12 protein-coding genes are annotated in these 14,346 nt (G+C 63.8%); 6 read left to right on the plus strand and 6 right to left on the minus strand.

Annotated features, from left to right (window positions below; translation table 11 throughout):
• Positions 1-50 precede the first annotated feature (50 nt).
• Together KXR83_RS13995 and KXR83_RS14000 are read left to right on the plus strand one after the other, a co-directional pair.
• Positions 51-800: an HAD family hydrolase gene (locus KXR83_RS13995; RefSeq protein ID WP_437425313.1), complete on the plus strand. Its 750-nt coding sequence runs from the start codon at positions 51-53 to the stop codon at positions 798-800.
• Entirely contained in the window at positions 797-3,145 is a 2,349-nt protein-coding gene (locus KXR83_RS14000) for a glycoside hydrolase family 65 protein (RefSeq protein ID WP_437425314.1), read from the plus strand. Before KXR83_RS13995 ends, KXR83_RS14000 begins: the two co-directional genes overlap by 4 nt.
• Before the next feature lie 20 nt (positions 3,146-3,165).
• Here the strand turns inward: KXR83_RS14000 and KXR83_RS14005 are convergent, their stop codons facing one another.
• Positions 3,166-3,618, minus strand: a complete 453-nt coding sequence (locus KXR83_RS14005; protein ID WP_437425315.1) for a MarR family winged helix-turn-helix transcriptional regulator — start codon at positions 3,616-3,618, stop codon at positions 3,166-3,168.
• Positions 3,619-3,693: 75 nt separating this feature from the next.
• Here KXR83_RS14005 and KXR83_RS14010 point away from each other — a divergent pair, with 75 nt between their 5' ends.
• The 3 genes from KXR83_RS14010 (at position 3,694) to KXR83_RS14020 (ending at position 6,475) form a co-directional block, all read left to right on the plus strand.
• The gene (locus KXR83_RS14010) at positions 3,694-4,788 is read left to right on the plus strand and encodes an AbrB family transcriptional regulator (RefSeq protein WP_437425316.1); all 1,095 of its coding nucleotides are present in this window, start codon (positions 3,694-3,696) and stop codon (positions 4,786-4,788) included.
• A 184-nt stretch (positions 4,789-4,972) separates the two neighbouring features.
• Positions 4,973-5,128, plus strand: a complete 156-nt coding sequence (locus tag KXR83_RS14015; protein ID WP_023962269.1) for a DUF6131 family protein — start codon at positions 4,973-4,975, stop codon at positions 5,126-5,128.
• 96 nt (positions 5,129-5,224) lie between these two features.
• Positions 5,225-6,475 carry a saccharopine dehydrogenase family protein gene (locus KXR83_RS14020; RefSeq protein WP_437425317.1) on the plus strand — a complete coding sequence of 417 codons (1,251 nt, stop codon included), beginning with the start codon at positions 5,225-5,227 and terminating at the stop codon, positions 6,473-6,475.
• Positions 6,476-6,495: 20 nt separating this feature from the next.
• Here KXR83_RS14020 and KXR83_RS14025 read toward each other — a convergent pair whose 3' ends face one another.
• Complete coding sequence (locus tag KXR83_RS14025; RefSeq protein ID WP_437425318.1) at positions 6,496-7,584, minus strand: GGDEF domain-containing protein; 1,089 nt, start codon at positions 7,582-7,584, stop codon at positions 6,496-6,498.
• A 323-nt stretch (positions 7,585-7,907) separates the two neighbouring features.
• Here KXR83_RS14025 and KXR83_RS14030 point away from each other — a divergent pair, with 323 nt between their 5' ends.
• Complete coding sequence (locus tag KXR83_RS14030) at positions 7,908-9,158, plus strand: EAL domain-containing protein (RefSeq protein ID WP_437425319.1); 1,251 nt, start codon at positions 7,908-7,910, stop codon at positions 9,156-9,158.
• Between the two features lie 18 nt (positions 9,159-9,176).
• On the opposite strand, the gene KXR83_RS14035 is transcribed toward KXR83_RS14030, so the two are convergent.
• From KXR83_RS14035 to KXR83_RS14050, 4 genes are all read right to left on the minus strand, one after another.
• Positions 9,177-10,421 carry a glycosyl hydrolase family 28-related protein gene (locus tag KXR83_RS14035; protein ID WP_437425320.1) on the minus strand — a complete coding sequence of 415 codons (1,245 nt, stop codon included), beginning with the start codon at positions 10,419-10,421 and terminating at the stop codon, positions 9,177-9,179.
• Positions 10,422-10,545: 124 nt separating this feature from the next.
• Positions 10,546-12,345 (minus strand): condensation domain-containing protein, encoded by a 1,800-nt coding sequence (locus KXR83_RS14040; RefSeq protein WP_437425321.1) that lies wholly within the window; start codon positions 12,343-12,345, stop codon positions 10,546-10,548.
• 7 nt (positions 12,346-12,352) lie between these two features.
• The gene (locus KXR83_RS14045; protein ID WP_437425322.1) at positions 12,353-12,895 is read right to left on the minus strand and encodes a YdcF family protein; all 543 of its coding nucleotides are present in this window, start codon (positions 12,893-12,895) and stop codon (positions 12,353-12,355) included.
• 50 nt (positions 12,896-12,945) lie between these two features.
• Positions 12,946-14,283 carry a glycosyl hydrolase family 28-related protein gene (locus tag KXR83_RS14050; protein ID WP_437425323.1) on the minus strand — a complete coding sequence of 446 codons (1,338 nt, stop codon included), beginning with the start codon at positions 14,281-14,283 and terminating at the stop codon, positions 12,946-12,948.
• Positions 14,284-14,346 lie beyond the last annotated feature (63 nt).

A 14,346-nucleotide genomic window follows, 5' to 3' on the forward strand; every position in this document is an offset into this window, starting at 1 on the left:
ATGCGCCACACGGCCGGTGCTGTCGCGAGTGCACGGGTAGCGTCGGGGCGGTGATTGGATTACCGAGCTCGGTCACCGCGCTGCTGTTCGATCTCGACGGGGTGCTCACCAGTACCGCAGTCATCCACAGCCAGGCGTGGAAGCAGGCATTCGACACCTTCCTCCAGACCTATCCGGCCGATGACGCCACCCAGAAGCGGCCGTTCGACCAGAACGATTACCTGAGATACGTGGACGGCCGCTCCCGGAACGACGGCATCACCACGTTCTTGCAGTCCCGGAACATCACGTTGCCACCGGGCAGCCCGGACGACGGCCCGCACGACGCCACCGTCGCCGGAATCGGCAACACCAAGAACGCCCTCTTTCTGGAGATCCTCAAAACCACAGGCGCACAGGCATACCCCGATGCCATCACTTACCTGAACGCAGCCCAGGAGGCACAGTTGGCCATCGCCGTCGTGACGTCGTCGAAGAACGGCGCGGAGATCCTGCGTGCGACGGGGCTCGACTCCTACGTCCAGGCCCGCGTGGACGGATTGGTGATCGCCGAACAGGGGCTGGCGGGCAAGCCGGCGCCGGACTCGTTTCTCGCCGGGGCGAAGGCGCTCGGCGTGGCCCCCGCTCAGGCGGCCGTCTTCGAGGACGCCGTCTCCGGCGTGCAGGCCGGCCACGCCGGGGCCTTCGGTCATGTGGTGGGCGTCGACCGCACCGAGGGTGACACGCACGGGCACGAACTGAAGCAGGCGGGTGCCGACGTGGTTGTCGATGCCCTGACCGAACTGCTGGATCCCCGATGACCCAGGGCGGCGGCCTGGAGGTCGCGCCGTGGCAGCTGATCTGGCGCGGAACGAAGGCCGACGAGCTCGCACACATCGAGTCGATCTTCGCGCTCTCCAACGGCCACATCGGTTTACGCGCCTGTCTGGAGGAGGCCGAACCGGTGTTCAACCCCGGCACCTACCTCAACGGCTATTACGAACGGCGCGAATTACCTTATGCCGAAGCCGGTTACGGTTATCCCGAGGACGGTCAGACCGTGGTCAACGTGACCAACGGAAAGATCATCCGTCTTCTCGTCGAGGACGAGCCGATGGATCTGCGGTACGGCAGCACACAGGAACACGAGTGGACCCTCGACTTCCGTGCCGGAACCCTGCAGCGGGTCACCGAATGGACCTCGCCCACCGGGCGACGGGTGCGCGTGCGTACCGAACGACTCGTCTCGTTCACCGAGCGTGCGGTCGCGGCCATCCGCTACGAGGTCGAACCCCTCGACCACGACATGGAGCTGGTCCTGCAGTCGGATCTGCTCGCCAATGAGTCGACGCCACAACAAGGTAAGGACCCGCGGGTCTCTGCGGCGCTGGATCGTCCCCTGGTGGCCGACTTCGCCGAAGCCCACGGGCATCGTGCCGTACTCGGGCATCACACCAGGGAGTCCGGGCTGCGCATGGCGGCGGCCATGGACCACGAACTCGACGCACCGAACTCGGTGAGCTGCGAGGTCCTCAGCGGCGACCTGGCCCGTCTGACGGTCACCGCCAAGGTGGAGGTCGGTCACAAGATCACGCTGACCAAATACCTGGCCTATGGCTGGTCCAGCCAGAGGTCGCCGTCTGCTCTGCGGGCCCAGGTCGACGCTGCCCTGGCCACTGCGCTCGACAACGGCTGGGACGAGCTGCTCGCCCGCCAGCGCAGGTACCTCGACGATTTCTGGTCGGCCGCCGACGTCACGATCGACGGCGATGCCGAACTCCAGCAGGCGATCCGGTTTGCCCTCTTCCACGTCCTGCAGGCCGGGGCACGCGGCGAAACCCGGGCGATCCCGGGCAAGGGACTCACCGGTCCCGGCTACGACGGTCACGCGTTCTGGGACACCGAGACGTATGTGCTGCCGGTACTCACCTACACGGTGCCCGCCGCAGCGGCCGACGCCCTGCGATGGCGGCACTCCACGCTGGACAAGGCCAAGAGTCGCGCCCGCGAACTCGGTCAGGTCGGCGCGATGTTCCCGTGGCGTTCGATCAACGGCGAGGAGTGCTCGAGCTATTGGCCGGCAGGCAGTGCTGCCGTGCATGTCAACGCCGACATCGCCTACGCCGTGGCGCAGTACGTCGCGGCGACCGGCGATGTGCAGTTCGAGGTCGACCACGGCCTCGAACTGCTTGTGGAGACCGCTCGTTCGTGGGTGTCACTCGGACATCACGATCTGCACGGCCATTTCCGGATCGACGGGGTGACCGGCCCCGACGAGTACTCCGCGGTCGCCAACAACAACCTGTTCACGAATCTGATGGCGCAGAAGAACTTTCGCGATGCGGCGGAGGCGTGCACCCGGCATCCCTCGGATGCGCGGCGACTCGGGGTGAACGACGAGGAGACGGCGCACTGGAAAGACTGCGCCGCGCGGATGTCCATTCCATACGATTCGTCGCTCGAAGTGCACCAGCAGAGCGAGTCCTTCACCCGTCAGGCACTGTGGGACTTCGACGGCACCCCGGCAGAGAATTATCCGCTGTTGCTGAACTACCCCTACCAGGACCTGTACCGCAAACAGGTTGTGAAGCAAGCAGATCTGGTGCTCGCGATGTACCTGCGGGGCGATGCGTTCACCCCCGAACAGAAGAAGCGGAACTTCGACTACTACGAATCGCTCACCGTGCGCGATTCGTCGCTGTCTGCATGCGCACAATCGGTCATCGCTGCCGAGGTGGGGTACCTCGACCTGGCGTTCGACTACCTGGTGGAGGCTGCCCTCACCGATCTGCATGACCTGCACCAGAACTCGTCGAGTGGTCTGCACATCGCCTCACTCGCGGGCACGTGGCTCTGCTGCGTCGCAGGTTTCGGCGGGATGCGCGACCACCACGGAACGTTGTCGTTCGCGCCCCGGCTGCCGTCACGCCTGAACCGGATGGTGTTCCGCTTGGCGGTGGGCACCGGGTGCATCGAAGTCCAGATCGATGCCGGCGAGGCCACTTATCAACTGGTGCACGGGGATAAGATGGAACTGGTGCATCACGGCGAGGGATTCGTCTTGAACGACGAGCCGATCACGCTGGCAATTCCACCGACCCGCGCCGGAGAGCCTCCGACGCAACCCGTGGGACGCGAGCCGTATCGGAGATCGTCGACGGTCTGACCCGGGCAACACCACCGTTGTCACTCCGCCGACGCCGCAACCTTTTCGAGAACCGGCACGCAGAGCATCAGCAGCCCGCGTTCGGTGTCGGACAAGCCGTTGACGGCTTCGGCGAGCCACTCGTCGCGTTGCCTGCGGTCGGCTTCGAGCAGTGGCACCGCGGCCTCGGTCAGTTCGACCAACTGCCTACGGCGGTCCACGGTGTCGGTGCGCCGGGTGATGAGCCCGAGGTCTTCGAGACGGTTCATGCTCAAGGTCAGTGACTGCACCTTCACCTGCGCTCGTTCCGCCAACTCGGCGACCGTACTGACCCCGTTGCGGTCGAGGTCGCCGAGGAGGGCGACCTGCGTCATCGTCAGTCCGTGGGCGGGCCGATGTCTGCGCGCCTGCCGGGTGACCGCCATCATCGCCTCACGAAGACGCGTCGCATCCGCGGTATCCAACACCCCTGCCGCCTGGTCAGCTCTGGACATACCAAGATCATACTTGGTTTTTACGTAGATCTGCCCCGGTGGAAGAAGATTAATTGCAAGCGTAACCTTGCAGTAGTGATGCGGTGGATCGGATTGATGATGGTCACCGCCGTGGCGAGTGTCGGCCTGTCTGTGGCCGGGGTCCCCTCGGCGGCGTTGTTCGCCGGCCTCGTGGTGGCAGCAATCCTGGCCGTCGTCGGGTGGGCACCGCGGGCCCGCGGCGACAAACCTGCGATGCCCCGGCCGATCGGACTGGCGGCCCAGGGCGTGCTCGGTGTGTACATCGGCACGTTGATCTCCACCGACACCCTCTCGGGTATCGGTTCGGATTGGCCTGCCGTGCTGTCCATGGCCCTTGCGACGCTTGTGTTGTCGGTGGTCGGCGGGGCACTGCTCGGACTGCACCGCAACGTCGATTCGCTGACCGGGTCACTTGCCCTGGTGGCAGGCGGCGCTTCCGGCCTGGTGGCCCTGGCCAGAGAACTGGGCGGGGACGAGCGCATCGTTGCCGTTGTCCAATACCTTCGCGTCGCGATCATCACGATGTCGATGCCGCTCGTGGCGATCTTCGTCTACGGAAAGTCGGTATCGGGTGGCGGAGGCGAGTTCTCGGGTAATCACGGCAACCCGTGGTGGGGGCTACTCGTCCTCGCGGTCTGCATGGTCGTCGGCTATGGGGTCGGCCGAATCATCCGACTGCCGGCGGCGGGCCTTCTCGGCCCGCTCATCTTGTCCGTCGCCGGAGAATTGCTCGGGATCACCACCGCCGCCGCAATTCCCGTTGTCCTGGTGCAGGTCGCCTATGCGGTGATCGGCTGGCAGGCCGGGCTCGGGTTCACGAAGTCGGCCCTGGTGGCCATCGCCAGAATCCTGCCGTTCGCCACCGTGCTCATCGTCGCGATCGCCGTGGCTTCAGCCGGGCTCGGCGCGTTGCTGAGTCTGTGGACGGGCGAGTCGATGTTCGACAGCTATCTCGCGACCACTCCGGGCGGCATCTACGCAGTACTCGCGACGGCATCGGCCACCGGTGGAAACCTGGCATTCATCGTCGCGGCCCAGATGCTCCGGGTACTCATCATGTTGTTCGTCGCGCCGTTCGCTGCGCGCGCCTATCAATGGTGGCTTCGTCGCCGTCATCCTGCCGCCGCATCAGAAACGGTGTCGGTGTAGCGAACACCTGCGTCTGTAGCCCAGGTCACAGCCTATTTGTTTAGCGTTTTGCAACTAGGGTATTCGATCTCATGCGGCTCCCTGGTGCACGAACGGCCAAAACAGCGGGAGACGTGAGTTCGGCCGATCGTCGAAGACATCGACGGGGCATGCCGGGCTGGTACGGGGGCGTAATGGAGCCAAAATGATCATTCTGGGATTGCTTCTGCTGATTCTCGGTCTTGTGTTCAGCATCAACATTCTTTACATCGTCGGAGCCATCTTGATCGTGGTCGGGGCTGTGCTCTGGATTCTTGGTGCGACCGGTCGCAAGGTCGGTGGACGAGCGCACTACTACTGACGTCTGCAGCGGCTCTGCCGCCACACACCACAACTGACGAGACGCGGTTGGCGAGATTTTTCGCCGGCCGCGTCTCGCGTCAGTAAGGTCGGGGTCATGAGTGATCGGGAGTTCGACGTCATCGTTTTCGGGGCCACAGGATTTGTCGGCAAGCTGACTGCCGCCTACCTGGCCGAGCTCGCACCAGCGGGCACCAAGATCGCCCTTGCCGGCCGCAGTGAACACAAGCTGGCCCAGGTGCGCTTCGACCTGCCGGCACCGGCAGATACCTGGCCTCTCGTGGTCGCCGACATCAACTCCCCCGCCTCCCTCGATGCGATGGCCGCGCGCACTCGCGTCATCTGCACCACGGTCGGCCCCTACCTCAAGTTCGGCGAGAGCGTGCTGGCCGCTGCCGCCAACGCGGGTACCGATTACGTCGACCTCACCGGCGAAGTGCCCTTCGTACGCCTGTCGATCGACAAGTACGGCGAGCAGGCCGAGGCAAGCGGTGCACGTATCGTGCACTCCTGCGGGTTCGACTCCGTGCCATCGGATCTCGGCGTCTATCTCCTCCACAAGCGCATCACCGCAGACCAGGCGGGCTCGATGGGTGACACCACCATGGTCGTACGCAGTTTCCGCGGCGGCGTCAGCGGCGGCACGGTGGACTCCATGCGGGTCATCGCGAAAGAAGCCGCAGATCCCGAGACGCGGCGAACGCTACTCGACCCTCATGCCCTCTCGACGGCCCCCGGTGAGAGAGCAGGCATCAAACGCAGCGCAGAGCCCAGCGACATGGCGATGATCAGCGGTTCCAAAGTTGATCCATCGCTCAAGGGAACGCTCGCGCCGTTTTTCATGGCGAGCTACAACACCCGCATCGTCCGTCGATCCAACGCTCTGCTCGACGGCGCCTACGGCGACGACTTCCACTACGGCGAAGCGATGTACGTGGGCGGCGTCCCCGGAATCTCGACGGCTGTTGCCGGTGCCGTCGGCGCCGGGACGGTGGCCTTCCTCGGCGCGATGTCCGTGGGACCGGTACGCGCCGTACTCGACCGGATCCTCCCCAAACCAGGTGAGGGGCCGAGCGAAAAGGTCCGCGAGACAGGTCATTTCACCACCGAGACCTACACCACGACCAGCACCGGAAGGCGTTACCGGTCGCGGATGCGTGCCAAAGGCGACCCCGGGTACAAGGCCACCGCGGTCATGCTCGCCGAGAGTGCACTTTCCCTTGCGTTGCACCGGGATGTACTGCCGAATCGGACCGGCGTGCTCACCCCCGCGGCGGCGATCGGCGACGTTCTCATCGAACGCCTCGAATCGGCCGGTTTCGTCTTGGAGACCGAAGAACTCACCTGACAGCGCAGCTGATCAGCGGCTCAGCCCGGACCAGGATTGGTACGGCGGACGAGGTCGAGAATGCTCGTGCTGCGTTCGTCTGAAATCTCATGTTCCAATTCGCTGGGAGCCCCGGGTACCCAGGCGATCTGCGATATCTCGCAAGACATGACGCGGTCGCGCCCAGTGTCTTTGGCCGAGTAGACGCATTTGTCCGCCGACCGGGTGAGACTGTCGATGACTTCATCGATGTTCGGGCTCCCCTGTGCTGTGCGCTCCACCGGCGCGCAGACAGCACCAACGCTGATGGTGACCATGCATTCGTCAGCTACACCTTCACGTATCCGTTCTGCAATTTGCACCAGCTCGGCGGCCCCGTTCACCGCTGACATCACGACGAACTCCTCGCCACCAATCCGGCTCACGAGCGCATCCGAACCCGATGTCCGTCGAATTGCCGCAGCGGTTCCGCGAAGTTCCGAATCACCGAAAGCATGCCCGTAGGTGTCGTTGACGGTCTTGAAGTTGTCGACGTCGATCATCATGAAGCCAACGCAGCCTCCTGCCTTCGTGACCGCGTCGAGCAAGCCCCCGCTTCGTTTCAACAGTCCGCGCCGATTGAGAAGGCCGGTCAGCGGGTCCGTTTCGCCGAGTCGGGCGAGCTTGTCCATGGCCATCCTCAGCGACGCGCGCAGTGCCGCCACCATGGACACCGGCACGATGACCGTGATGACCGCCGCAGTGCCCGCGACCAGGAGCGCGGTCGACGACGTCACCTCGACGACAGACGACGTCACCGCAAATGACACTGCGATCAACGTGAACGCGCCCGTCACCCATCGGGACGAACCCATAGCCGCAATAGCCGGAAGAACTGCAAGCAGAGACACGATCGCACGAGCCGCGGCCGGATCCGTCACGACCAACGACGCCCCGAAGATGCACACCATCGCACCCAGCCCGATGACCATGAACTCCCGATCACCAAGGCGACCTTGGCGGAGGGTGACTGCGAGGCTCGCGACCGTGAACAGCCAGATGACGGCGACATAGACCATTTGGCCGTCGTTGATGAACGATGGCGCGAAAAAAGCGAATAGTGGCAGCGGGGACACACCGGCAGTACTCACCAGGACAGCTGTGGACCGAGCGTCGAAGCGCCCCCAGAAATGCCTCACGACAAGCGACTACCAGCCTAACGAAACAACGGCGCCCGGTGAGGGCCGCAACTCCAGGAGTGGACAGCGATGCATCCAGAGCGCGCTCCCCGCAGGGCCCCGATGCACAGCCGGATGAACGATTTGCAACCAGCTCCGATCACTGTAGTCAAAGTTCGCCACACTCGGCGACGGTGCTGAGAATCCCGTTGGGATCGCTGTACAGTGAGGCCATCTGACGCATGGGTGAGACCCATGTGTTCACGTCCAAACCGGGCTGGCAGGGAGGTTCTCGGGTGCCGCGTCCTCCTGTCGTGTCCGGCCGCTCGCTCGACACAGACCCCGATTTCAGGACGGCGGTTGACGCCATCGGGATGGATCGGCTGGGCGTTGTCGTCATCAGTCTCGACCCCACCGGGTTGCTTGCCGCGGCTGAAGGCTGGGAACTCACCGAGCGCCTGCGGCCGGCGATGGGTACCGCCCTCCGCGAGTTGCTCAGCCCGCGGGCAGCAGTGTTTCTCGGTCCCTACGACCACAAGCTCCTCGTGGTCTTTGATGCTTCTCGTGATCAACCCGAACAGCTGGTCGGCGAACTCATAGAAAGGATGAGCAGGCCGACGAGGGTCGACAGTGCTGACTACTTTGTGCAGGCCAAACTCGGCGTGGCGACGGCGCAATCAGCGCCCACCGCGGGCGACCCTTCGCGTCTCGTCCAATCCGCCCTGGCCGCAGTCCACTGCGCCCTGGTCTCTGACGTCGCGGTCAGCTACTCCGACGCGCGATCGATTGACCGCCTGCGCGATGAGGTGTCTCGCACCACAGAATTGTCCAGTTCTGTGGGCAGCGACTTCGACCTTTTCTATCAACCGATCGTCGACATCAAATCCTCGGCGGTGGTTGGCCACGAGTCGTTGTTGCGCTGGCGTGTCGGCGGCGAGATCCGCCCGCCCGCAGCGTTTCTCGATGCAGCGGAGGAAACCTCCCTTATCGTTCCGATTGGCCGGCTCGGCGTCATTGCCGCACTGCACCAGTTGGCCAAGTGGCAAGCAGCAGGCGACCATCGCCAGTTCGTATCGGTGAACTTCTCGGTACGGCAACTGAGTGACCCGGGCCTGGTGCAACTGGTGCGTCAAGGCTTGGAGGAGACGGGGGTTCCGCCGTCCACGCTCTGGATCGAGGTCACCGAACGCGACCTCATTCGGATCGGTTCACCGGCGGAGCAAGCGCTGATTAAGCTCGACGAACTCGGATGCACCGTGTGCGTGGATGATCTCGGTACCGGTTTTGCTGCCCTACGGTACATGGTGGAGCAACCCGTGAAGGTCGTCAAAGTCGACCGCTCGCTGATCAGCAAAGTCGAAACGGACGACACCATTCGCACCATCGTTCGGGCGGTGTGCTCGCTGTCGGATTCGCTCGGAATAGCGACTGTCGCCGAGGGCGTCGAGGACGAAGCCCAACTCCCACGACTACGTGAGCTCGGATTCACCCACGCGCAGGGCTACTTCTACGGTCGCCCGGTCCCGGCGGAGGATATCGCAAACTAGCTCGCCGATCACCGGCGGTCAGATTGCGCCTAGTGATCGGGTCGTGAGTGCCCCGGAGTTGCTTACGACGATCTGCCAGCTTCGTCCGTCGGGTGACTTCACGACCGGGCCGCCCGCCGCGAGCATCTTCCCACGACCGAGGAAGGTCCACCCTGCCGGAAACACCGACGTCGGGAAATCGCTTGCCGTGCCGTGGATCAGATTGATTGCGGTTCCCTCTGGGGCGTAGGTTCCGTTAATCCGCAACATGGTTGGGCTGGATCCCGGGTCCGCGTCGAAGATCACGTTCGCAAGATAGGGCTGACGACAGTGCTGAATGTCGACCACCGTCGACGAAGCGGCAATCTTGCAATTGACCAGCCCGAACTGCGACGGCCCGCCTACTCCGGCAACCCCGGCGACGATGCCCGTCGTGGCTCCCTCGAACCACACGTTCGTCAGCCACCAATCATTGGCTTGACCGTCGATGAAGATGTGCCGATCTGTGGCCGCCTTCGTGGAGACGAACTCGGTGTTCGACAAAGACAGACCGGCATTGAAATTGTTCCCTGTGCCTCGCACACCTATGTAGTTGGTGGCGAACTTGGAGTTCGAGATGTAGTTCTGGATACACGACGTGACCAGCCCAGTGCCCAGGTTGTTGATGTCGCAGTTCACGAACGAAGTGCCGCCGGTGTTGTCGCGCAGCACGATTCCCTTTTGATTGCGGAACGTCGCACCACTCCCGGCGGTGTGCTGGCCGCGAAAGACCACGGAGTCAAACGAACACCGGAAACAATTCGACAGGTCGACGATGGTCCCCGATACGCCCGTCACCCAGAAGCCCAGGTTCTTGATCGACACCCGTTGCGCATTGAGCTTAAGCAACGTCCCGGTGCCCTCGTAAAGGATGGTCACGAGGTCGGCACCCGCGCCGATCACGTTCGTGTTGTTCGCAAAAGCCGGGAGCGACGTCACCTTGTAGGTGCCCGGCGGAAAGTACAGGGGCCGCTTGTTGTCTCGGGCTGAGGCGTACGCGGCTGCTATCGCTGCGGTGTCATTTGTACTGCCCGCACCACCGGCGTTGTAAGGGGCCGCTTTCACGTTCACCCAATTCAGCGGGAGCGAGGCATCGGCCACGGCTGCGAGAACTACTTCGTCGTTTCCGGGGGGAGAATTGACCAATCCGCCTATGGCGGCGGCAGTTCCGGCACCCAACGCGAGACTGCCGGCTATCAACCCTCGCCTGCCGACTCGGCCAGACCCGACGTCAATCCGATTCACGGTGCCTCGATCCCTTGGTTGGACGCTGCCGCAATCAGAACACGAAAGAATCCGCTAGTACGCGAGGCTCACCGGCTGGAGTTTCAACTCAGGCTAGAAGCCATTGCGCGGTGGGAGATTCCGATCATCTCGTCTGCACCCTGAGCCGGACCCCAGCGGGCAGCAGACGAGCCAAATAGCGTCGTGTCTTTTCGGGATCGGTCCCCGGGCCCACCTCGACCAGCAGTCGCGCCTTGCTTTGCGTGGGATCGACAGTTGCTGTCAGGACGCCATCATGAGCGCGCACCTCAGCCGCGAGCCTGCCCACGTCGATGGACTTCCCGTGCACGACACGAACATCTGACAGACGCCCGCGGAACAACATCGATGTGGAATCGATAGAGGCGAGCAAACCGGTCTCGATCGGAGCCGTACCGTCACCGGGCACCAGCCAGACCTGGCCCGGGCGGCTGAACGGTACCTGTGCGCCGACCCGGTCGAGCACAAGCGCACCGACGACGTCACCGTCGATCCCAGCGTGCGCGGCCAGAGCGGCGGGGGTCGTCGGCTGATCCCACGCGACCACGGCGCCCGGACCAACCGGCCAGGACGAGTCGCCACCGACTCGTTCATGCGCTCGCTCTTCATCGGCGGTCAAGAAGGGCATATCCCGGACCGGGCGATCTGGATCGTCGGACACGGCCTGGAGCCACGCGGCCAGCCTTTCCATGTGCTCATCGGCTTCGGCAGGGGTGTACAGACGGGGGTTCATGGTCAGTTCCACCCGCACATCGGTTCCGTTCTCCGGGGCAACCAGCAACGAAACGTCCTCCACGGGACCATGATTCGGTATCTCTACCGTGTACCTGGTGTCGCCACCCACCGATTCGACCTCAAACGGAACGATATTCGCGATCGGTCCGTGAAGTCGCCCGGAACGCCAGGCCGACGGCACTGCGTTCCGCAGCGTCTCCGGACGATGCAAAGTGCGCCTCGACAACTGCGCCATCGTCCGACCGACCTCTCGCGCGACCACTCGGAGGGAGTCGGCGCGATTAAGCGGCACCCGCAGTGGCAGCACCGTCATCAACATCGCCGGTGTGCGGCGCTCGACATGGTTTCCACGATTGGAGACCGGTACCCCGACGATCGCTTCGTCCATGCCCGTGTGCCGGGCGGTGTACGCCGCGATGGCGCCGATCATCAGTCTGGTCCACATCTGACCGTGACGCCTGACGCCGGAGACCACAGTGCCGCGGGTGATCGCCGCCGGAGCCGGGGCGGCCACATCCCCACTGAACGAGAGAATCGATGGGCCATCTTTGAGGTAGTCAATCCAGTAGGGCAGGTCATCCGGGCTCGGGACGCGCACAGCATCAGCAAGCTCCGGCAATGACGCAAACGGATTGGGAGGGACCGGTTCTCCGGCAGACAAAGCGGCGAAGACGCTCACCAAACGCCTCTGCACGAGCGCTGCACCGAAACCGTCGATCACCATGTGGTGAGCGATCGCCACGTAAGCCACCCGGTCGTCGACCACCGCAACGGTTTGCCGCAACAGCGGCGACCCGACCAGCGTGAACGGAACTGCCACGGTCTCCGACAGCCACGCGCGGAACGCTTGCTCGGGATCGTCCGCGGCGGAGAAATCCATCATGTCGATCGAGCCGGCCACGGCTGGGGCGACCTTCTGGGTCCAGGACCCCGATTCGTCCACACCGAGTACGACATTGGTGGCTTGAGCGTCCCGGCATGTGTGTTCGGCGGCCTGTCGTACCAGTTGCGGATGAGGTTGGCCGGCGAACCAGACGAGCATGGCGATCGAATATGCCGGATTCGATGGCTCAGTCAGCTGCCCGTCACGCATTCCGAGTTGCGAGACCATCAGCGGCAACCCAGCAACCATCTGATCGGGCTCGCCGCGGGTCGATTGTTCGGAGGTCATGTCGCGCTCAGCAGCCGCGTTGTGTGAGGGCGCGAATCCATCCGGCCGTCTGATAGATCCAGCCCGTCACGTGATCGACGAGAGACAGATGTTCCGGGTAGTCGGTCATCATGATGTCGCTCCCGAAGCATCGGCCGAGGATATAACGGGCACGGGATATGTGCGCTTTGGTGGTGACGACGATGATGCTCTTCCAGCCTCGCTGCTCAGCCAATGTGCGGATTTCCTGAGCCTCCCCGCGAGTGGTCCATGGGTCGGGCAAGAAACACGTCAGCTCAACCGACGTCGGGGTCGTGCAGATTCGGCGCATCCGGGCATCGTCGGCACCCACCGAATTCGATATCACCACCTCGGGCGCCAGCCCACGCTCGGCGAGCTCGATCCCGTACTCGAACCGCGTGTACGGTGTGCCGCCGAGAACGACGACGGCGTCCGCTCGCGTAAGCGGCTCGGCGATCGCCGGATTCACGTACAGGGTGTTGATCACTGTGGACATCGCGAGCACAACGATGACGGCGAGTGCCACCAGCGTCGCCACCCGCAGGCGCATGCTTGCCCGCAGTCGGTGAAGCGGTCGATGAGGGGCAGTGCCGTTGCCGGTCAACGCGGCCGGGCTGTGCCGAGATCGGTGGTCGCCACACGTCCCGCTGCGTCAATGGTCAGCCGCACATAACGTCCGGCAGGCGACTTCAGGACGATCCCGGCGTCCGCATTCTCCGAGATCCAGGCGCCGCTCGCGTTCACTGCAGCGGTGACCTTGAACTCGTCGCCCTGGAACTGCAGGATGTCGGCATTCTCGTCGGACTTGCGCATCACCACGGGACTGATGAAGGTACTTCCCGACTCGACGCCTCGTCCGATCACCTTCCAGCTCGGGGGGAAGAGTGTGGCCGGGAGATCGAATGCGCTCCCGGAGATCAGGTTGATCGCTGTTCCCTCGGCGCAGTTGGCGGCGTTCACCCGGATCTCCTCGGGATCCGAATCGGCATCGGGGTCAAATGCAACGTTGGCGAGATAAGGCTGCCTGCACGCCCGCAAGTCCAGACACAACTCGCGTGCGGCAAGTTTGGCGTTGATGAGTCCGAATTGCGATGGGCCACCGGTGGAACCGCCTACGACGATCGCGTTCGTACACCCCTCGAACCACACGTTGGTCAGCCACCAGTCGTTGGCAGCACCGTCGACCCGAAGGTGGGTGTCGGTGGTTCCGGGCGCGTTGTCGCTCACGAACTCGACGTTGGTCAGAGACAGTCCCGCATTGTTGTCGTCGCCGGTACCAAGCACACCGGTCCGATTACTCGTGAACTTCGACGAGGTCACGTAGTTCTGGATGCACCTCGTGGTGAGTCCCACTCCGAAATTGTTGATGTCGCAGTTGATGAATGCGGTTCCGCCACTGTTCTCGTCGAGGACCACACCCCGCTGCTTGTCGAACTGTGGGTAGTTGTCGCCTGAGTGGTTCCCGCGCAGGACCACCGAGTCGAACGAGCAACGAAACGACCCCGACACGGTGACTGCAGTAGCCGACTGCGCGGTCAGGAAGATCCCCAGCCGTTTGAACGAGACGCGCTGCTTACCTGCCAAAGTGATCAACGTCTGTGTGCCGCCGTACACGATCACCGAGACGTCCCCGCCGTCACCGACCACGGATGCGAAGCTGGGCAACTCGGGAAATCGCGTCACCTTGTACGTACCGGCCGGGACGTAGACGACGACCCTGTCGTCGACCGCTTCACACGCTCTGAAGAAGGCGTCGGTGTCGTCGGCCTGACCATCCCCGACAGCGCCGAATGCTTTGACGTTACGAGCATTCGGCGACTCCGAGAGATCTGGGGAATCAGGTGGAGCCGCGGGCTGATCATCGTCACCGCACGCGGCAAGCAGTGGCACCGCCGCCGCAACTGCGACCGAACCCGCGAGCAGGCGGCGCCGGTTCATCGGACCGCCACCTTGCTCCGGCCCCGGATCGTCCGTGGCATCTCGGGATCGCGCGTGCTGCCT

It is taken from the genome of Williamsia muralis, from assembly GCF_051487485.1.
Lineage (GTDB): Bacteria > Actinomycetota > Actinomycetes > Mycobacteriales > Mycobacteriaceae > Williamsia > Williamsia muralis_B.